This is a genomic window from Variovorax sp. Root318D1 (genome assembly GCF_001424835.1).
GTDB lineage: Bacteria > Pseudomonadota > Gammaproteobacteria > Burkholderiales > Burkholderiaceae_C > Variovorax.
In genome coordinates, this window is record NZ_LMCQ01000023.1 from 42,715 (window position 1) to 61,420 (window position 18,706).

General features: G+C 67.6%; 16 protein-coding genes. 7 read left to right on the forward strand and 9 right to left on the reverse strand.

Translation table 11 applies throughout. The annotated features are described in order from the left end of the window. Positions 1-23: 23 nt before the first annotated feature. The 3 genes from ASC78_RS21210 to ASC78_RS21220 form a co-directional block, all read right to left on the reverse strand. The gene (locus ASC78_RS21210; RefSeq protein WP_055805864.1) at positions 24-1,436 is read right to left on the reverse strand and encodes a GTPase/DUF3482 domain-containing protein; all 1,413 of its coding nucleotides are present in this window, start codon (positions 1,434-1,436) and stop codon (positions 24-26) included. Further along, complete coding sequence (locus ASC78_RS21215) at positions 1,433-2,842, reverse strand: DUF2868 domain-containing protein (protein ID WP_055805866.1); 1,410 nt, start codon at positions 2,840-2,842, stop codon at positions 1,433-1,435. The genes ASC78_RS21210 and ASC78_RS21215 overlap by 4 nt, the downstream gene beginning before the upstream one ends. Positions 2,843-3,203: 361 nt before the next feature. Continuing rightward, positions 3,204-3,824 (reverse strand): TetR/AcrR family transcriptional regulator, encoded by a 621-nt coding sequence (locus ASC78_RS21220; protein ID WP_055805869.1) that lies wholly within the window; start codon positions 3,822-3,824, stop codon positions 3,204-3,206. A gap of 73 nt (positions 3,825-3,897) precedes the next feature. Between ASC78_RS21220 and ASC78_RS21225 the strand changes: the two genes are divergently transcribed. Next, positions 3,898-4,326, forward strand: coding sequence for a VOC family protein (locus ASC78_RS21225; RefSeq protein WP_055805873.1), 429 nt, complete (start codon positions 3,898-3,900; stop codon positions 4,324-4,326). Positions 4,327-4,333: 7 nt separating this feature from the next. On the opposite strand, the gene ASC78_RS21230 is transcribed toward ASC78_RS21225, so the two are convergent. Both ASC78_RS21230 and ASC78_RS21235 read right to left on the reverse strand, forming a co-directional pair. Beyond that, positions 4,334-6,241, reverse strand: a complete 1,908-nt coding sequence (locus ASC78_RS21230; RefSeq protein WP_055805876.1) for an ABC transporter ATP-binding protein — start codon at positions 6,239-6,241, stop codon at positions 4,334-4,336. Then, on the reverse strand, positions 6,225-7,172 hold the full coding sequence (locus tag ASC78_RS21235; RefSeq protein ID WP_055806721.1) for a LysR family transcriptional regulator: 948 nt from the start codon (positions 7,170-7,172) through the stop codon (positions 6,225-6,227). Before ASC78_RS21235 ends, ASC78_RS21230 begins: the two co-directional genes overlap by 17 nt. Positions 7,173-7,271: 99 nt before the next feature. On the opposite strand from ASC78_RS21235, the gene ASC78_RS21240 reads away from it, so the two are divergent. Both ASC78_RS21240 and ASC78_RS21245 read left to right on the forward strand, forming a co-directional pair. Then, positions 7,272-8,102 (forward strand): DODA-type extradiol aromatic ring-opening family dioxygenase, encoded by an 831-nt coding sequence (locus tag ASC78_RS21240; protein WP_055805880.1) that lies wholly within the window; start codon positions 7,272-7,274, stop codon positions 8,100-8,102. A gap of 28 nt (positions 8,103-8,130) precedes the next feature. Continuing rightward, the gene (locus ASC78_RS21245; RefSeq protein WP_055805884.1) at positions 8,131-9,006 is read left to right on the forward strand and encodes an alpha/beta fold hydrolase; all 876 of its coding nucleotides are present in this window, start codon (positions 8,131-8,133) and stop codon (positions 9,004-9,006) included. 15 nt (positions 9,007-9,021) lie between these two features. Here the strand turns inward: ASC78_RS21245 and ASC78_RS21250 are convergent, their stop codons facing one another. Then, positions 9,022-9,975, reverse strand: coding sequence for an aldo/keto reductase (locus tag ASC78_RS21250; protein WP_055805887.1), 954 nt, complete (start codon positions 9,973-9,975; stop codon positions 9,022-9,024). Between the two features lie 59 nt (positions 9,976-10,034). Further along, complete coding sequence (locus ASC78_RS21255) at positions 10,035-11,162, reverse strand: ABC transporter substrate-binding protein (RefSeq protein ID WP_055805889.1); 1,128 nt, start codon at positions 11,160-11,162, stop codon at positions 10,035-10,037. A gap of 121 nt (positions 11,163-11,283) precedes the next feature. On the opposite strand from ASC78_RS21255, the gene imuA reads away from it, so the two are divergent. From imuA to ASC78_RS21275, 4 genes are all read left to right on the forward strand, one after another. Further along, positions 11,284-12,093, forward strand: a complete 810-nt coding sequence (imuA, locus tag ASC78_RS21260; protein WP_055805892.1) for a translesion DNA synthesis-associated protein ImuA — start codon at positions 11,284-11,286, stop codon at positions 12,091-12,093. After that, on the forward strand, positions 12,062-13,411 hold the full coding sequence (locus ASC78_RS21265; RefSeq protein WP_055805895.1) for a Y-family DNA polymerase: 1,350 nt from the start codon (positions 12,062-12,064) through the stop codon (positions 13,409-13,411). Before imuA ends, ASC78_RS21265 begins: the two co-directional genes overlap by 32 nt. Then, complete coding sequence (locus ASC78_RS21270; RefSeq protein ID WP_055805898.1) at positions 13,404-16,763, forward strand: error-prone DNA polymerase; 3,360 nt, start codon at positions 13,404-13,406, stop codon at positions 16,761-16,763. Before ASC78_RS21265 ends, ASC78_RS21270 begins: the two co-directional genes overlap by 8 nt. A 75-nt stretch (positions 16,764-16,838) precedes the next feature. Continuing rightward, complete coding sequence (locus ASC78_RS21275; RefSeq protein ID WP_055805900.1) at positions 16,839-17,777, forward strand: hypothetical protein; 939 nt, start codon at positions 16,839-16,841, stop codon at positions 17,775-17,777. A gap of 13 nt (positions 17,778-17,790) precedes the next feature. On the opposite strand, the gene ASC78_RS21280 is transcribed toward ASC78_RS21275, so the two are convergent. After that, on the reverse strand, positions 17,791-18,000 hold the full coding sequence (locus tag ASC78_RS21280; protein ID WP_055805904.1) for a hypothetical protein: 210 nt from the start codon (positions 17,998-18,000) through the stop codon (positions 17,791-17,793). Between the two features lie 82 nt (positions 18,001-18,082). Further along, a complete protein-coding gene (locus tag ASC78_RS21285; protein ID WP_055805907.1) occupies positions 18,083-18,685 on the reverse strand; it encodes a hypothetical protein in 603 nt (200 codons plus the stop codon). Between the last annotated feature and the right edge of the window lie 21 nt (positions 18,686-18,706).

Here is an 18,706-nt window from a genome sequence, read left to right on the forward strand (position 1 = left end):
CGGCGCGGTGACCGCCGGGACGCTCAGGTCTCGAAGGCGTCCAGCAGCGTGTGTGCGATATCGGCCGCGAGCGCATCGCGCTGCGGCGCGGGGCGCCAGAAGGAACGCGTCGCCACACCAGCCGATTCCCATTCCGGATGGCTGCGCGCGGGCCTTGCCGCGCGCACGGCGGCGGCCGTGGCGCGTGTCGGTGCATCCGGAGTGGCACTCGACTCGGCCGCAATGCGCCCGGTGGCGGCATGGCCGCGCCGCTCCAGTGCCCGCGCGAGTTTCAGCTGCCATGCCACCAGCGCAAAGAGCACGCCGTCTTCGACCGTGAGCTCGTGCACGTTGCGCAGCTTGTTCGCCAGCTTGCGCCCGAAGGGGCCCCAGCCCTGCGACACCGCGCCGCCGATGGCGCCGCCCACCGCGGCACCCGTGCCGAGCGAAATGCCGGCCACCGCGAGGTCTGCCACCACGCCCACGGCCGCGCCGATCACCGCGCCCTTGCCGAGCCGGAGACCTGCTTCCTTCATGGCTTCAGGGCTGAAGAAATCCAGCGTCCATCGGCCTTCGATGAGCGGCAAAGGCGCCTCGCCGGCATCGTCCTGGCGAAATCCGTAGAGCGCCAGCAGGTCGTCGGTGCATCGCTGCGCCTTGTCGAAAACGTCTTTCTGAAGCGCTGCGACGAAAGCCTTCCGGCGTGCCGTGTCGGCGAACTCTTCGGCCGGCATGCTGCGGCGCAATGCGGCGGCGTCGATCAGCAACCCGGCAATGCGCGTGCAGGCCGCGCGGCGGCGTTCGGCGGCTTCGGCGGTCAATGCATCCACGACGTTGCGCAGCAGCTCGCGCCGGTCGCGCAGCAGAGTGGAAAGATCGTTGTACAGCTCGCGCTCCGCGCCCACGAAAGGCGCGGCGGCGTCGAAGCTCACCTGCACGTGCAGGGCGTAGGCCGAGAGCAGTTCTCTCCAGGCCGCTTCGCGGCTCGCCGCGTCGCGCACGAAGTTCAGCACCGGCATCACCGGCCGAGCGCACGAGTTGAGCAGCTCGATCTCGTCGCGGAACTTGGGCAGCACCGGCTCGCGCACGTCGATGACGAGAAAGGCCGCATCGATCTCGAGCATGGTGCGCAGCACCTTGGCCTCTTGCTCGAACACGCCATGCGCTTCGGGCCCCTGCAGGAACAGGCGAATGCGCTCGGGCGGGGTGGCCTGCGGATCGAGCCCAGCCAGGTGCTCGCGAAGCGCCACCGCATCTTCCAGCCCCGGCGTGTCGAAGAAGCGCACGGCGGGCTGGCCGTTCACTTCGAGATCGACCGACTCCACGTGGCGCGTGGTGCCGGGGCGCTGCGACACTTCGCCGAAGCTGGCGCGCCGCGTCAGCGTGCGCAGCAACGAGGTCTTGCCCGCGTTGGTGTGGCCGACTACGGCAATGCGGATGGCTTGCTGGGTCGTCATATGGTGGCGCTGATGCCCTGCATTGCTTCTTCGAGCCTGTGTGTGGCCGCCACGCGCGGCAAGCCGGTGCCCTGCAGCCAGTCGATCCAGCGCTGCGATGCGTCCCCATCGGCGGCGTCCTTCGCTGCATCGGTAAGCCACAGCCTGCATTCGCCGCAATGGGCCAGCAGATCGCGCAGGAAGCGTTCGGTGCCGCGGTCGGGGCTCGATGCGGCATGGCACACGAGCAACACGGTGCGCGGCCGAGCTTCTGCCAACCGGCCGAGCAGAGCGCGGCGCGCGGGTGCACTGCCGTCGATGCGTTGAATTTCGGTGGCCGGCTCGGCGTGCAGGCCTTCAGGCGGCCACGGCGCATCTGAAGGCAGTTCGAAGCCGACGACGAACAGCGTGTCCCGCAACTGTGAAGGCGCCAGCCCGCCTGGCGGAATGCCCGGTGTCCGCCCCGGGTCGGCATCGACGATGGCGGGCGGCGCCAACGCGGCGAAGCGCGCCTTCAGCTTGCGGTAGTACGGTGCACTCCAGTCAGGCTGCAGTGCGGCCCGGCGCCGGAGCCACACCACCGCGCTCAGCAGCACGAGCGCAAGCCGCGGCAGCAGCCCGTACACGACGATGCACCCTGTGAGCCACAGCGCCCACGTGCGTTGGCCCGCGGCACCGGGAGCGGCCGAGCGCACGATGTCCGCGTCGGGAACCGGAAAGCCGAACTGCGCCGGCGCCCAGCCCAGCACCTGCACGGCCCGTACGAAGAAGTCCGGATCGAGGATCGTCGTCTCCCAGCTCAGCGTGTAGCTGCGGAATGCCAGCGCGAACAGCAGCGCGGCCACCACCACGGCGAATGAGAGCGACCAGATGCCGTGACTCACGAGACCGAAGGCCCATGGCAGCAGCTTCGCGCGCGTCAGCAGCTCGGTGGCCGCGCGCAACAGCACGGGTGCCTGGCCGCGCTTTCCCCCGGCCACGCGGGCGGTAAGCGAGAGCCATATCCATCCGAGCGAGCTTATATTGAACGAGCCGAGCGGCAGCCACAGGCCGGCAAGCCAGAGCAGTAGTGCGAGAAGGTGAATGCCAAGCAGGCTCACGAGCGCGACGATCACATTGATGTGCCGCTCGCCACCGCCGACCACGTTGCCCGCGAGGCCCAGGCCTGCAACGACCACCAACGCCACAAGGCCGAGCAACACCCAGGGGCCCCATTGGCGCGCGCGTGCCAATTCGGATTGCAGCCCGATGCGTTCGCCCAGTTGGAGCGCGCGCACCGTGATGCGTGCGTGCTCGTCGGGTGTGCGGGAAGTGGCGATGCGCATGGCCTGTGCATCGTCGAGTGGACCTTTCTCCTCGGTCCATCGGATCGCCTCGGTGACTACCGCGTCCGGAAAAGCAGATTCGCGCAACGCGGTGTTGGTCAACAGGGTCCCTTCGCTGGTGGCGCCCCGTGGTGATCAGGGCGCGCAAATTATGCCCGGCGCGCTGCGAAGGCCCCATGAGAAACGGGGCCGCACACACGGCCCCGCTTTTGTTCAGCGTACGAGTCGAAAACGCGTGCCCGGTCTCAGCGAAGGCCGAAGAACGAAAGCACGGCCACGACAACCACGATCAGACCGACGATGTAAATGATTGAACTCACGGGATGACTCCTCGTTGATGACGACAGCTTCAGCATCGCGCCCGGGCGGGCGGGTTGCTGTCGGCGAGGGGCGGCCTGTGCTGTAGGACTCGCGAAGACCCGGGCGACCGCATGTGCCGCGCCGGCGCGCCTCGTTCAGAGCCTCAAACCGGGGACTTGCGGCGCGGCTCGGGGCCCAGCGCCTGCTCGAGCAGCCAGCGCATGGCCGAATGGATTTCTTTCGGATCGGCGCCGGCATCGAGCTCCAGTGCCGCCCTGTCGAAGGTCGCCGAGAGCAGCCGGGCGAGCGCGGCCAGGGACACATCTGCCTTGCCCGGCCTGGCTTTCTCCAGCCCCTGGCGCAGCGAATTCGCCGAGGTCGCTTCGTCGATGGCCATGATTTCTTCCAGGCCCAGCACTGCGGGCCCTTCGATGAGCAGAAGCCGCGTGCGGCCGGGCGCGGCCATCGCGTCCAAGTAGGCCTTGCTGCCTTGCAGCAGGGCCTCGCGCGGCGTCAACTGCCCTGGCGTGGCCACTTCGATGTCGGCCGCCACGGTTTCGGCTTCGCGCACCAGCACCTGCCTGAACAGGTCGCGCTTGTCCACGAAGTGGTGATACAGCGCGCCACGCGTGATACCAGCGGCAACAGCAATCTCGGGCGTCGAGGTTTCACCGTAACCCTTGCTGACGAACAGCGCGCGCGCAGCGTCGATCAGCGCAAGGCGCGTGGCTTCCGTGCGTTCGCGGTTGGTTCTGGAATGAGAGTCGGCGATTGGTTTTGGCATTTACATACAGACTGTTTGTAGATTAACATCAACAATACATGCAGTCTGTATGTTAATTGAAAGGACCGACGCTATGAAAGTGACAAGCTACTACCCGGTGATCATGACCAACGACGTGGCCGGAACGGCCAGCTTCTACCAGGCGCATTTCGGCTTCACGCCGCTGTTCACGAGCGAGTGGTACGTGCACCTGCAGTTGGCAGAGAACCCGTCTGTGAACCTTGCCGTGCTCGACGGCCGGCACGAGACCATTCCAGCACCCGCGCGCGGCCAGGTGGCGGGCGGCCTGCTGCTCAACTTCGAGGTGGACGACCCCGATGCGGTTCACGACCGGTTGGCGGCGGCGGGCCTGCCGATTCTTCTTGCGTTGCGCGATGAAGACTTCGGCCAGCGCCACTTCATCACCAGCGACCCGAACGGTGTGCTGATCGACATCGTCAAACCGATCTCGCCGAGTGCGGAGTTCGCAGCGTTGTACGAGGCCGGCGCCTTGCCCAACTAGGCTGCGCTCAGGCCCGCAGCGCCTCGTCTTCTTCTTCGAGCGAATCGCCCAGAAAGCCGCCGCTCTGGTGCGCCCACAGCCGCGCGTACAGCCCACCTTGCGCCATGAGCGAGCGGTGGTCGCCTTCTTCCACCACGCGGCCTTCGTCGAGCACGATGAGCCGGTCCATCGCGGCGATGGTCGACAGGCGGTGCGCGATGGCAATCACGGTCTTGCCTTCCATCAGCCGGTAGAGGCTCTGCTGGATGGCGGCCTCCACCTCGGAGTCGAGCGCGCTGGTGGCCTCGTCGAGCAGCAGGATCGGCGCGTCTTTCAGCATCACGCGCGCAATGGCCACGCGTTGCCGCTGGCCGCCCGAGAGCTTGACGCCGCGCTCGCCCACATGCGCTTCGTAGCCGCGCCGGCCGCTGGCATCGCCCAGCGTCTGGATGAAGTCGTGCGCCTCGGCGCGTTTGGCGGCGGCTTCGATCTGGTCCTGCGTGGCATCAGGCCGGCCGTAGGCGATGTTGTCGGCCACCGAGCGGTGCATGAGCGAGGTGTCCTGCGTGACCATGCCGATGTGGCTGCGCAGCGAATCCTGCGTCACGTGCGCAATGTCCTGCCCGTCGACCAGGATGCGGCCGCTCTCCAGGTCATGAAAGCGCAGCAGCAGGTTCACCAGCGTCGACTTGCCAGCGCCCGAGCGGCCGACCAAACCGATCTTCTCGCCGGGCCTCACCACCAGGTTCAGGTCGTCGATGACGCGGCGGCCCGCATCCGCATAGCGGAAGCTCGCGTGCTCGAAGCGCACTTCGCCGCGCGGCACTTCGAGCACACGGGCATCGGGCGTGTCGAGCACGGTGCGCGGGCGCGACAGCGTCTTCATGCCGTCCTGCACGGTGCCGATGTTCTCGAACAGGCTGGTCATCTCCCACATGATCCAATGCGACATGCCCTGCAGGCGCAGCGCCATGGCGGTGGCCGCGGCCACCGCGCCCACGCCCACCGTGCCGTTCGACCAGAGCCACAGCGCGGTGCCGGCCATGCCCGCCGTGAGGCCCATGCTCAGCGTGTGGTTGACGATCTCGAACGCGCTCACCAGCCGCATCTGCCCATAGCCCGTGTACATGAACTCGCGCATCGCCTCGCGCGCAAAGCCGGCCTCGCGCTGCGTGTGAGAGAACAGCTTGACGGTGGCGATGTTGGTGTAGGCATCGGTCACGCGGCCGGTCATCAGCGCACGCGCATCGGCCTGCGCCTTGCCCACCTTGCCCAGGCGCGGTACGAAGTACATCAGCGAGGCGGCATACAGCACCAGCCAGACGATGAAGGGCAGCACAAGCTGGATATCGAGAACGCTTACCAGCACGATGATGGTCGCCACGTACACGCCCATGGCCACCACCACGTCGGCCAGCACGAAGAGGGTATCGCGCACGGCGAGCGCGGTCTGCATCACCTTGGCCGTGATGCGGCCCGCGAACTCGTCCTGGTAGAAGGCCATGCTCTGGCCAAGCATCACGCGGTGAAAGTTCCAGCGCAGGCGCATGGGCAGGTTCACCGCCAGCGTCTGATGCTTGACGATGGTCTGCAGCGCGACCACGCCGATGCTGATGATCAGCAGGGCGGCCAGCCACATCAGCGTGTCGCCGCGCTCCGCCCACAGCCGTGACGGCACCTGGCCGCCGAGCCAGTCGACGATGCGCCCGAGCACCGCAAACAGCAGCGCCTCGAAGGTCGAGATGGCGGCCGTGAGCGCCGCCATGGCCGCCATCTTGAGGCGCAGGCCCTGGGTGCAGGCCCACAGGAAGGCGAAGAGGCCCGACGGGGGCGGCGCCGGTTCGGCGGCGGGGTAGGGATGGAGCAGTTTTTCGAAGAAGCGGAACAAGGCGGGCGGTCTCCAGTCGGATTTGGAGACTTTAGCCCGGTGTGGCATGTCCTTGCGCCGAAAGGGTGCGCTTTGCGGCGGTGGAAGGCGGCTGGTCGCCCAGCCGCTCTCCCAGGAAGTCGATGAAGCTGCGCAGCTTGGGCGCCATGTACTGGCGGCTGGTGTACACCGCAAACAGCGTGACCGGATGCGGGGCGTGGTCGGGCAGCAGCCGCACCAGCCGGCCCGCCGTCAGGTCGTCGTCGATCAGCCATTCGGGCAGGAACGCAATGCCCATGTCCGCCCGCACCGCATGCAAGGTGAGCGTGGTGTCGTCCGACCGCATTGCCGGCGTGAGCCGCAGCGCAAACATGCGCCCACCGGGCCCCTTCAGCGAAAGGTTGTCGAGGTTCACGTAGCTCGGCACGATGGCACCGAGTCGGGCCACGTCGGCCGGCAGCGCGGGGCTGCCACCCATGCGCCGCAGGTAGGTGGGCGTGCCCGCCAGGTGAAAGGGCACGCGGCACAGCGGCCGCGCAATCAGCGCAGGGGAGGGCTCCTGCGTGGCGCGCAGCGCGAGGTCGTAGCCGTCGGCTGCGAGGTCGACCTTGCGGTTTTCCAGGTGAATGTCGATCAGCACTTCGGGATAGCGCTCGCGGTAGTCGGCCAGCACGCGCGCGAAGCGCGGCGTGGCACACCACACCGGCGCGCTCACCTTGAGTTGGCCGCGCGGCGCCTCGCTTTTCTGGCCGATGGCCGCCTCGGCTGCATCGAGCAGGTCGAGCGCTCGCCGGCTCTGGTCGTACCAGGCGGTGCCCGCTTCGGTCAGGCTCAGGTGGCGGCTCGAGCGGTGCAAGAGCCGCGCACCGAGCGATTTTTCGAGCTGCGCCACGTGCTTGCTCGCCATTGGCGGCGATATCGACAGCCGCTCGGCCGCGGCCACGAAGCTGCCCGATTCGACGACCTCTCGAAACACGCGCAGGCTGGTCAGGCGGTCCATCATGCTTTCCTCAGAAGAAACGGATCGATGCATCCTAGCCTGTCGATTTCCTGGTGGGAAATGTCTACAGTCGATGCAACGCTTTCAAGGAGCATCGACTTGACCCACGACGACAACACCTCGCGCCTGCCCACATATTTCATCTCCCATGGCGGCGGCCCCTGGCCCTGGATGAAGAAGGAGATGGGCGGCGTCTACGACCAGCTGGCCGCCTCGCTGGCCGACATGCCGCGCCAGATCGGCCGCACGCCGGGCGCCATCCTGATGGTGTCGGCCCATTGGGAAGCACCCGTCTTCACCGTGCAGGGCAACCCGCGCCCGCCCATGATCTACGACTACGGCGGCTTTCCCGCCCACACCTATGAAGTGCGCTACGACGCGCCCGGCTCGCCCGAACTCGCGCAGCGCGTGCAGTCGCTCCTTGCCGCCGCCGGGCTGCCCGCGACCATCGACCCTGAACGCGGCTTCGACCATGGCATGTTCTCGCCCATGAAGGCGATGTATCCCGATGCGAACGTGCCGGTGGTGCAGCTGTCGCTCAGGCGCGGTCTCGATCCGGCGGAGCACCTGGCACTCGGCCGCGCGCTCGCGCCTTTGCGGGGTGAAAACGTGCTCATCGTCGGCAGCGGCCTCAGCTATCACAACCTGCGCAACTTCGGCCCGCAGGCGCACGGCGTTTCCAAGGCGTTCGGCGACTGGCTCGACGACACCGCCGTGCAAGCGGCACCCGAGGAGCGCGTGCAGCGGCTGCGGGAATGGGCCTCGGCCCCTTCGGCTCGCATCGCGCATCCGCGTGAGGAGCACCTGATTCCGCTGATGGTGGCCGTCGGCGCAGCCGAGCAGGAACCCGGCGAACTGGTCTATCACGAAGACGATTTCATGGGCGGGCTGGTGGTATCGAGCTACCGCTTCGGCGCTGCCGCCAGCTGAAAAGGCGGCGGGTTGGCAGAATCGGGCGATGCCTTCCATTTCCGATCCCGATTCCGATACTGAAGCCCGCCTCTTGATCGAACGCATCGCCGCGAGCGGCACGCGCCATGACGTGGTGCACGGCGGCGTTCGCGTCTGCTGGCGCCGCTTCGGTGCGGAAAAAAGCGCCCAGCCGCCGCTGGTGCTGCTGCACGGCGGCCACGGCAGCTGGATGCACTGGCTGCGCAACGTCGAGGCGCTCTCGGCCCGGCACACGCTGTGGCTGCCCGACATGCCGGGCTTCAACGATTCCGATGCGCCGCCGCGCGCAGTGCCCGGCGACGACCCGCTCGGTCCGCTGCTCGACGCGTTGGGCGGATCGCTCGACCAGCTGATCGGCGCGGGCACGCCCATCGACCTTGGCGGCTTCTCATTCGGCGGACTCACCGCCGCGCGCTTTGCGGTGCGGCGCGGCGCCATCCGGCGCCTGGCGCTCGTGGGCAGCGGAGGCCACGGCACGATGCGCCGCATGTCTGTCGAGATGATCAACTGGCGCGCCGCGCCAAATCGTGAGGAGGAGCGCGCCGCGCTGCTGCACAACCTCGGCGCGCTCATGCTGCACGACAAGGCCGCCATCGATCCACTGGCCTTCGAGATTCACGACATCTCCTGCCACGGCACGCGTTTTCGCAGCAAGGACGTCTCGCAGGCGGGCGGGCTGCAGGCCGCGCTCGATATGCTCGGCGGACCGCAATTGCTGCTCTGGGGCGAGTACGACGTCACCGCCGATCCGCGTCCGCTGGTGGCGCAACTCACCGCCGGCCATCCGCAGCGCGAAGGCGTGGTGATTGACGGGGCAGGGCACTGGGCGCAGTACGAGCGCGCGGATGAATTCAATCGGCGGATGCTTCGGTTTCTGGGTTGAGTGTCGGGGCTTCTGCTACGAGAGCCCGATCGACCCCGCATTTCTGCGCCAGAACCCCGCATCCGGAAACTCCCCCGCACCCGCCGCGGCGTTATCGGCCATGTGCTCGGCGCGGCTGGTGCCGGGAATGGCGCAGGTCACGGCCGGGTGGCTCAGCACGAACTTCAGCAGCACCTGCGCCCAGCTCGTGCAGCCGATCTCGCCGGCCCATGCGGGCAGCGGCTGGTCCCGCAGCCGGCGCAGCAGGCCGCCGCCGCCGAAGGGCATGTTGACGATCACCGCCACGCCGCGTTCGGCCGCAAGGGGCAGCAGGCGTTGCTCGGCCTCGCGCGCGTCCAGTGAGTAGTTGATCTGCACGAAGTCGAGCTTCTCGGCGCGCAGCACCGCCTCCACTTCGCCGTAGGCCGAGGCGGTGTAGTGCGTGATGCCGATGTAGCGCACGCGGCCCTTGTCCTTCCAGCCCCGCAGCGTGGCAAGTTGGGTTTTCCAGTCGACGAGGTTGTGCACCTGCATCAGGTCGATGCGCTGTGTTCGCAGCCGCGCGAACGACTGCTCCATTTGCGCAATGCCGGCTTCGCGGCCCGAGGTCCAGACCTTGGTGGCGAGAAAGGCCTCCCTGTTCTCGCGCTGCTTCGATGCGGCCAGCAGTTCGCCCGTGGTTTCTTCGGAGCGGCCGTACATCGGCGAGCTGTCGATCACCTTGCCGCCGGCCGCGAAGAGGGCATCGAGCACACCGGGCAGGCGCTTGTATTCGTCGGTGCCGGGCCGGTGGTCGAAGCCGATCCAGGTGCCGCAGCCGACCACGGGCAGGGCTTCCTGCGTGGAGGGAATGGGACGGGTGCTCATCTTCGTCATCGCGGGCCTGCCTTGTTGCTGTGCGAACGAAGGGAGCGCGGCACCGGCGCAAAGTGCGGCGCCCAGCCTGAGCAACTGGGCGCGCGTGAAGGCGGGGCGCTGGGGTTCGTTCATGAAGGACGTCGTCGTCACGAACGAAATTCTGCGCCAGGAAAGGCGCCGTCCGGAAGGCTTCAGCGCAGGTAGCGCCCGTCGGCCTTGAGCATCGACAGCTCGGAGAACGTGAGGCCGCGGTGCTCGCCGGGCCGGTACGACACGGCAATGCCGCCGATGTCGAGCGTCTTGAACGACTCGAGGCCCTTCTGGAGCGAATCCGGCGTGGGGTTCGGCCCTGCGCGCTTCAGCCCCTCGACCATGACCTTGGCCGCCACGTAGCCCTCGAGGCTGGCATAGCTGAATTCGGTCGCGCCGATTTTCTTCATGGCCGCCTGGTATTCGGCAATCAGCGGCATCGCGCTGTTCCAGGGGTAGGGCACGACCTGTGAAATGACCACGCCGGCCGCGTCTTTCTTGATGTCCTGGAACAGCTTCTGCCCGTTCAGGAACGAGAACGAATAGAAGGCCGTCTCGCCGCCCGCTGCGCGGTAGGCCGTGATGAACTTGGCCGCCACGTCGTTGGTGACCGCCAGCACCACCGCCTTGGGCTTGAGCTTGGCCAGTTCCGCTGCGCGTTCGGCGGCGTCGGAGCCGTCGTTCTTGATGGCCACGCTGCCCGCCATTTTCTCGCCGCGTTCGGCGATGAACTTCTGCGTGCTTTCCAGCGCCGAACGCGCGCCGGGGTTGTCGTTGTGCGCGAAGGCAATGCGCGAGAGGCCGATGGTGAACAGGTGGTTCACGATGCGGCTGTACTCCTCGTCGAAGCTGATGCGTACCGGGAAGTTGTATTCGGAAAATTTGGTCACCGGGCCTGCGCCGGTGTAAGGGCCGATCACCGGGATCTTGAGTTCGTTGGCCGCCTTCAGGGCCCCGACCGACGACGAGGTGCCAATGGGCATGAGGATGCCGACGGCGCCTTCCTTGACGAAGGTCTTGACGTTCTCGGCGCCCTTGGCAGGGTCGTAGGCATCGTCGAGCTGGCGCAGTTCGACCGGCCGTCCGTTGATGCCGCCATTCGCATTCAGTGCGTTGAGCATGGCGCGCACGCCCATCACGGGCTCGGGCGAGAGGGACGCCAGCGGCCCCGTCTGCACATAGGTCTGGCCGATCAGGAGCGGCTTGGTTTGCGCCTGCGCGGCAGGCGAGAGTCCGACAACGAAGGCGGCCAGGGCCGAAGCCAGCAGGTGAATCTTTGTGTATTTCATGGTCACAAATTGTTAATGACTGATCTTAAGGGGCGGGTGCCCATGAGGTAAACCGGTATTTGGTTTCTGCGTTGTTGCGGCCCACAAAATACTGTATAAAAGTACAGTTAACAGTTGCATCATGGGCCTTCCTTTCCTCGACTCCTTTTCCGCTGCCGCCGGCCGTGGCGTCTGGCACGCCGACGAGCTCGGCCTGGCCGACGCGCAGGTCGTCGCCACCGGCCACGCCGCGCTGGACGCGGAGTTGCCGGGCGGCGGCTGGCCGGTCGGCGCCATGACGGAGCTGCTGCAAGGCACGCCCGAGGCGCATGTCTGGCGGCTGCTGCTGCCCGCCCTGGGGCAGGCGGTCCAGGCGCGCGGCGGGCCGGTGGTGCTGATCGGTGCGCCCTATGAGCCTTGCGGGCCGTCGCTGGCGGCGCAAGGCCTGCCAGTGGAAGCGCTGATGTGGGTCCGGAGCGAGGCTGCGTCCGCGCGGCTGTGGGCTTGCGAGCAGGCGCTGCGCTGTGCGGACGTGGCGGCCGTGCTGGCCTGGCTGCCGCAGGCGCGGGTGGGCGAACTGCGGCGGCTGCAGTTGGCGGCCGCCCAGCACGAGGTGCTGCTTTTCGTCTGCCGGCCCGAATCGGCCGCACAGGGCGCTTCGCCTGCACGGCTGCGGCTCCAGGTGGAAAGCTGCGAGGCCGACAGCTCGCAGATCGAGCTGCGCATCCTGAAGCGCCGCGGCCCGCCGCTCGCCGCGCCGGTGATGCTGCCTGCGCGCAACGAGCGCATGGCCGCTTTGCTGGCCGCCGCGCGGCTGCGCCGCAAGCTGCGGCTGCAGCAGCAGGGCACGGCGGTGCCGATGGGTGAAGCGTCGTCGTCGGCCACGGTGGTGCGCATCGACGTGTGGAAGGGAGGTCCCAATGCACTGGATCGCATTGCGGTGGTTGCCTGAAACCGACGCGCCTGAAGCGCCGGCCCTGCCCACGTCTGAAGCACTGGGCTGGTGGGCGCTGCACTACACGCCGCACGTCGCCTGGCAGGACGAAGCGCTGATGCTCGAGGTCTCGGCCTGCGAGCGCCTGTGGGGCGGGCGGCTTCAGCTGATGCGCCAGCTGGTCGCCTCCAACCCCGCGCCCGACGTGCGCATGCTGGGCGCGCAGGGCGCCACGAGCCTGGTCGCGCTGGCCCGGCTGCGCCTGTTCGAGCACAACGAAGACCGGCCCAAGGACATTCCGGCCGGGCTGCCGCTGGACACCTTGAGCGCCGCGCGCGATCACCTCGACCTGCTCGCGCGGCTCGGCTGCCGCACCTGGGGCGAGGTGGCGGCCCTGCCGCGCGGGGGACTCACGCGGCGCTTTGGCGCGGTGCTGCGCGAAGCGCTCGACACCGCCTGGGGCCTGCGTCCCGAAAGCCACAGCTGGCTCACTCTGCCCGACGTGTTCGAGCAGAAGCTGGAACTGCCCGCGCTGGCCGAGACCGCGCCCGAGCTGATGTGGTCGGCCAACCGCCTGCTCTCGGCGCTGCAGATCTGGCTGCGTGCCCGCCAGCGCGGCGCCCGTGCGCTCGAGCTGCAATGGACGCTCGATCTCAAGCGCTTCAACGGCGTCAACCTGCCGCCGCACCAGCAGGTCACCGTGCGCACGGCCGAGCCCACGCAGGACATGGCGCACCTGCGCCGGCTGCTGTCCGAAAAGCTCGCCCTCACCACGCTCGCAGCGCCTGTCAGCTGGCTCCGGTTGCGCACGCTCGAAACCGATCCGTGGGCCGGCGCCAGCACCAGCTTCCTGCCCGAGGACAACCGCAAGGGCGACAAGCTGCACGAGATGGTCGAGCGGCTCAGCGTGCGGCTCGGACCGCAGCAGGTGGTGGTGCCTGCCGCCGAGGCCGACCACCGGCCCGAGCGCAAGCAGACCTGGCGGCCCGCGCTGCAGAAGGACAAGGCGCTGCCGGCCAAGGTTCGAAAAGAAGCGAAGGCCGCGGCCTCGCAGCCCGATGCCATCTACCCGCCATGGCTGTTGCCCGAACCCCTGCTGCTCGAGATGGACGGCGAGCGCCCCTGCTACCGCGGTCCGCTCAGCAAGCTGGTCGGGCCGCAGCGCATCGAGGCGGGTTGGTGGGGCGGCAAGGAAGACGGCGGCCAGCCCGCGATGCGCGACTATTACGTGGCCGAAAGCCCCGGAGCCGGCCTGGTGTGGATCTTTCGCGAGCGGCCCTCCGCGCGCTTTTCTCCAGGCGAAGTGCGCTGGTACCTGCAGGGGCTCTATGCCTGACCTGAGCGAAAAGCAGCTGCGCGGGCGCAACTCGGCCGAGGTGCATGCGCTGCCCTTGCCTTTGCGCAGGAAGACCGCACCGGCGTTGCCGGACTACGCCGAGCTGCACTGCCTCACCCACTTCAGCTTTCAGCGCGGCGCCTCGACGCCCGAGGAACTGGTCGAGCGTGCCTACCAGCTCGGCTACACGGCCCTGGCCATCACCGATGAATGCTCGGTGGCGGGCATCGTGCGCGCGCACGTCTGCCTGCGCGAGCTGCCGGCCAAGCTCGACGAATACGAGCACAAGCACCCCGAAGAGCCGCCGATTCCGCGCAACCCCGGCTTCAGGCTGCTGTTCGGCAGCGAGTTCCGCTTCGAGCGCTTCAGGCTCGTGGTCATCGCGAACGGCATCGAGGGCTGGGGCAACCTCTGCGAGTTCATCACCGCCGCGCGCAACACCGAGCTGCCCAAGGGCGAATACCGCGTGAGCTGGGAGAGCAGCGACGTGGCTTCGCTGCAGGACTGCCAGGTTCTTTTCGTGCCGCATCGGGCGCCAGGCGGCGCCATGGATGCCGCCACGCTGCATGAAGACCTGCTGGCCGCCAAGGCGCTCTACGGAGAGAACCTGTGGCTGGCGGTCGAGATGCTCAACGAGCTCGACGACGACCTGTGGTTTGCCGCGCTCTTGCAGGCGAGCGAGCACGCCGGCGTGCCGCTGGTGGCGGCCGGCGACGTGCACATGCATGCACGATCGAGCAAGCCGCTGCACGACGTGCTCACGGCCGTGCGCGAAGGCAGGACCGTGGCCGAGTGCGGCTTTGCGCTGCAGTCGAATGCCGAGCGCCATCTGCGGCAGCGGGTCCGGCTGGCCGAGCTCTATCTTCCCGACATGCTGTCGAACACGCTGGTGGTGGCCGCGCGCTGCAGGTTCGATCCGGAAGTCATCCGCGAGAACTACCAGTACCCGCTCGAAACCGTGGGCAGCCACGAGACGCCGGCCCAGACGCTGGTGCGCAAGACATGGGAGGGCGCGCAGGAGCGCTATCCGGGCGGTGTTCCCGCCAAGGTGCGCGAGCAGGTGCAGAAAGAGCTCGACCTGATTCTCGAGCTCAAGTACGAGATGTTCTTTCTCACGGTGGAAGACATCGTGCGCTTCGCGCGCTCGCAGCACATCCTCTGCCAGGGCCGCGGCTCCTCGGCCAATTCGGCGGTCTGCTTCTGCCTCGGCATCACCGCCATCGACCCTGAAAAAGGCCACCTGCTGTTCGAGCGCTTCCTGAGTCGCCACCGCCATGAGCCGCCCGACATCGACGTCGATTTCGAACACCAGCGGCGCGAGGAGGTCATCCAGTACATCTACGAAAAATACGGCCGCGAGCGCGCCGCCATTGCGGCTGTCGTCATCTGCTACCGCGCACGCAGCGCATTGCGCGACGTGGGCAAGGCAATGGGCATCGACGAACGCCTGATCGACGAATTCGCCAAGGACCATTACTGGTTCGACGACACCGTGCTGGGCGAGCAGTTGTTCAAGGCGGCCGCCCGCGTGGGCGTGGAGGAAGACGAGCTCAAGCTGGTGCAATGGATCGAGATGACGCAGCGGCTCAAGGGCTTTCCGCGCCACCTGAGCCAGCACGTGGGCGGCTTCGTGCTCACGCACACCAGGCTCACGCGGCTGGTGCCGGTCGAGAAGGCGTCGATGAAAGACCGCTCCGTCATCCAGTGGGAAAAAGACGATCTCGAGGCCATGGGCATGCTCAAGGTCGACGTGCTCGCGCTCGGCATGCTCAGCGCCATCCGCCGCGGGCTCGACCACATGAACCGCTGGCGCGGCTCGGCGGTTGAGATGCACCACGTTCCCAACGACGACCAGAAGGTGTTCGACATGATCTGCGACGCCGACACCGTCGGCGTGTTCCAGATCGAGAGCCGCGCGCAGATGTCGATGCTGCCGCGCCTGAAGCCGCGCTGCTACGAAGACCTGGTGATCGAGGTCGCCATCGTGCGGCCCGGGCCCATTCAGGGCGGCATGGTGCATCCCTACCTCAAGCAGCGCGAGCGCGTGGACAAGGGCTTGCCAATCCACTACGAGAAAGAAGAACTGCGGCCCGCACTGGAGCGCACGCTGGGCGTGCCGATCTTCCAGGAGCAGGTGATGCAGATCGCGATGATCGCGGCCGATTTCACCGCCGACGAGGCCGACCAGCTGCGCCGCGCCATGGCGGCATGGAAGCGCAAGGGCGGCCTCGACAAGTTCCACGACAAGCTCGTGCAAGGCATGGTCCGCAAGGGCTACAAGGAGTCGTTCGCCGAAGCCATCTTCAAGCAGATCCTCGGCTTTGGCGACTACGGCTTTCCCGAAAGCCACGCCGCGAGCTTTGCCTTGCTGGTCACCGTGAGCAGCTGGCTCAAGAACTACGAGCCCGCCTGCTTTTTGGCGGCGCTGCTCGACTCGCAGCCCATGGGTTTCTACAGCCCCTCGCAGCTTGTGCAGGACGCGCGCCGCCATGGCGTCGAGGTGCGGCCGGTCGACGTCACGTGCAGCGACATGGACACCACGCTCGAAGCGCGTGCCCCCGATGCGCCGCGCGTGCCGCCCGGCACCGACGCACGCTATACCGGGCAGCGCCTGGGCAACGAGAACCAGCCCGCGGTGCGGCTCGGCCTGCGCCGGATTTCCACCTTGAGCGAAGCCGGTGCCAAGCGCCTGCTCGAAGCGCGCGCGCAAGCGCCGTTCACCAGCACCGAAGACCTTGCCTTGCGCGCCGAGCTCGACGGCAAGGACATGGCGGCGCTGGCCGCGGCCGATGCGCTGATGTCGCTCTCGGGCCATCGGCGCCAGCAGGTGTGGGACGCCACCGCGCAGCGCCGCGCACCCGCCTTGCTGCGCGGCGTGCCCATCAACGAAGAGGCCCTGCAGCTGCCGGCCGCGCCCGAAGGCGAGGAGATCGTTGGCGACTACGCCGCGCTCGGCCTCACGCTGCGCCGCCATCCGCTCGCGCTGCTGCGGTCGCGCCTGGCGCGCATGAACCTCATGAGCGCCGAAGAGCTGCGCGCGCAGCCCACCGGCCGCACCGTGCGCGCCTGCGGCATCGTCAAGGGACGGCAGCGCCCCGGCACCGCCAACGGCACCATCTTCGTCACACTCGAGGACGAGACCGGCAACGTCAACGTCATTGTCTGGAGCCATGTCATCGAGGCCTGGCGCGAGCCGCTTCTCAAGTCGCACCTGCTCGCGGTACAAGGCACCTGGCAGCGCGACGACGACAGCGGCGGCAAGGTGCAGCACCTGATCGCCACCGGCTTCAAGGACCTGACGCCGCTCATGGGCCGGCTGGCGCAGAGCAACACCAGCCGCGATTTCCACTGAGAGACACCGGGATGAATGCAACCGATCGTTCCATGTCTCGCGCGTACCACGACTTTTCGCTAACCTGTTTCTCCCATGTCCGCACTCGCCATTGATCATGTCGCCGCCGGTCCGATCGGTCCGCCGCCGCCCGCGCCCGACGTGCCGATTCCCATGCCGCCGCCACCGCCGATCGGCCCTCCGCCCGAGGGCGATCCACCGCCCGTCGAGCCGCCGTTCACCGACCCGGGATTTCCGCCGCCCGTGGTGGAGCCGCCCATGCAGCGGGCCGGCGCGGTGCCGTTCGGAAAGCTGCATGCGCGGCGGCTGCGCGAAATCTATCGATCGGCGGGCTGGCCCTGCTGCGATGCCATCGAGGTCGAACTGCTGGCGGGCGGGTTCCTCGAACGCGTGCGCACTTTGCAAGGCCACGAAACCCTGCGCGTGACCGATGCCGGCATCGCACGCATTGCCACCACGCTTACCGTCAATCGCGCGGCGCTTTCGCCGCATGAAGCGCTGGTTGAACGCGTGGCGCGCGAGATGACGCGCGGCGGCCGCATCGCCTGGCGCGGGCTCGGCTTGCGGGCACGCCTGCCGCCGCTCGAAGAAGGCGGCAAGGCGCGCTGGTGCATAGCGAGACCCGATGTGTTCTCGATCCGCAACACCAGCGTCGAAGCCTATGCGCATCCCATCGTGCATGAGGTGAAGGTGAGCCGCGCCGACTTGCTGGGCGACCTGCGAAAGCCCGACAAGCGCGCCGCCTACCTCGACCTCGGCGGCGAGTGCTGGTACGTGCTGGGCAACGATGCGCGCGGCCGATGCATTGCATCACCCGATGAAATCCCGCCCGAGTGCGGAGTGCTCGTGCTCGAAGGTGAACGCCTGGTGGTGGCGCGCGCCGCCGTGCACCGCGCCTTCGAGCGCATTCCGTTCGGCGTGTGGATGGCGCTTGCCAAGGCCCAGCCCATTGCGGGCTTCGACGACGATGCGCAGGACATGCTCGGCGAACTGGGCACCTTGGCCTTGCAATAGCCGCGTCTTCCGCTCACTCGGCCGGCGGCCACCATTGATCGGCGGTGGTGCGAATGACGCGCGCCGCCTGAAGGCGGATGTCGCCGCCCTCGCGGTCCTTGTCGGAAGCCACGCGAAAGGGCCAGGTCGAAATACGGCCCGCCAGCTGGCGCGGTTGCGAACGTCGCAATGGGGACAAAAAAAGGATGCGCGCGGAGGGCGCGGGCGGGCTGGCGGTAGTCATGGTGTCGCCTCGAATGTTGCTCTGGGAGACGAGTCATTCTAGAGGAAACACTGTATGAACGTACAGTCTATTTGCGCCCGGATCAGATGTTCAAGAAGGGTGGCAACGCTCTCGGCATGTCGGGTCCGCGGCGCAGGTTTTGCGCGACGAACTCGCGGGCAATCGCATCGACGTCGGAGGGTGCCGGCGTAGCAAAAGACATGCGGTATTTCAGCAGCCGCCCGTCGCGCGCCGTTAAAAAGGTGAACGACTCGTAGCTCCTTCCGGTGGCGGCGTGCAGCAAGCGAAAGCTCACGCGGCGAAGGGTCTGTTCCTCGATGCGCACGTCGCTCACAGGGCCGACCTCCACCTTGGCATACACGCCGTTTGCGCCGGCGACCCGGATCTCGTTGACGGTGGCCTTGAAGTGTTCATCGAATCGTGGATCGTCCACGCCGGACATCCAGCTGCTTTGCTTCAGGTCGTAAACATACACGTCGACCCAGCCTACGCGGCTTTCGTAGCGGTGGCTGATGCCCAACCCCGGTTGCCGCGCCTCGTAGGAGGTCGAGCGCATGTACTGCCAATGCACCGTGCCTGTGCCCGGAGCCGCCGGTACCGGCATGGTCGACTTTGCGCCCGGCGGCGCGGTGCAGCCCCAGAGCAGGGTGGCCGCAATCAACAAGGCAGGCCAGAGCTTCGTCATGGAGGGTCTGCCTGCGGGCGG

What these genes read in the sequence shown, in the direction of transcription:
- ASC78_RS21210 (WP_055805864.1), bottom strand. Translation starts at nt 1,436, where the DNA reads ATGACGACCCAGCAAGCCATCCGCATTGCCGTAGTCGGCCACACCAAC.
- ASC78_RS21220 (WP_055805869.1), bottom strand. Translation starts at nt 3,824, where the DNA reads ATGCCAAAACCAATCGCCGACTCTCATTCCAGAACCAACCGCGAACGC.
- ASC78_RS21225 (WP_055805873.1), top strand. Translation starts at nt 3,898, where the DNA reads ATGAAAGTGACAAGCTACTACCCGGTGATCATGACCAACGACGTGGCC.
- ASC78_RS21230 (WP_055805876.1), bottom strand. Translation starts at nt 6,241, where the DNA reads ATGCCACACCGGGCTAAAGTCTCCAAATCCGACTGGAGACCGCCCGCC.
- ASC78_RS21235 (WP_055806721.1), bottom strand. Translation starts at nt 7,172, where the DNA reads ATGGACCGCCTGACCAGCCTGCGCGTGTTTCGAGAGGTCGTCGAATCG.
- ASC78_RS21245 (WP_055805884.1), top strand. Translation starts at nt 8,131, where the DNA reads ATGCCTTCCATTTCCGATCCCGATTCCGATACTGAAGCCCGCCTCTTG.
- ASC78_RS21250 (WP_055805887.1), bottom strand. Translation starts at nt 9,975, where the DNA reads ATGAACGAACCCCAGCGCCCCGCCTTCACGCGCGCCCAGTTGCTCAGG.
- ASC78_RS21255 (WP_055805889.1), bottom strand. Translation starts at nt 11,162, where the DNA reads ATGAAATACACAAAGATTCACCTGCTGGCTTCGGCCCTGGCCGCCTTC.
- imuA (WP_055805892.1), top strand. Translation starts at nt 11,284, where the DNA reads ATGGGCCTTCCTTTCCTCGACTCCTTTTCCGCTGCCGCCGGCCGTGGC.
- ASC78_RS21265 (WP_055805895.1), top strand. Translation starts at nt 12,062, where the DNA reads ATGCACTGGATCGCATTGCGGTGGTTGCCTGAAACCGACGCGCCTGAA.
- ASC78_RS21270 (WP_055805898.1), top strand. Translation starts at nt 13,404, where the DNA reads ATGCCTGACCTGAGCGAAAAGCAGCTGCGCGGGCGCAACTCGGCCGAG.
- ASC78_RS21275 (WP_055805900.1), top strand. Translation starts at nt 16,839, where the DNA reads ATGTCCGCACTCGCCATTGATCATGTCGCCGCCGGTCCGATCGGTCCG.
- ASC78_RS21280 (WP_055805904.1), bottom strand. Translation starts at nt 18,000, where the DNA reads ATGACTACCGCCAGCCCGCCCGCGCCCTCCGCGCGCATCCTTTTTTTG.
- ASC78_RS21285 (WP_055805907.1), bottom strand. Translation starts at nt 18,685, where the DNA reads ATGACGAAGCTCTGGCCTGCCTTGTTGATTGCGGCCACCCTGCTCTGG.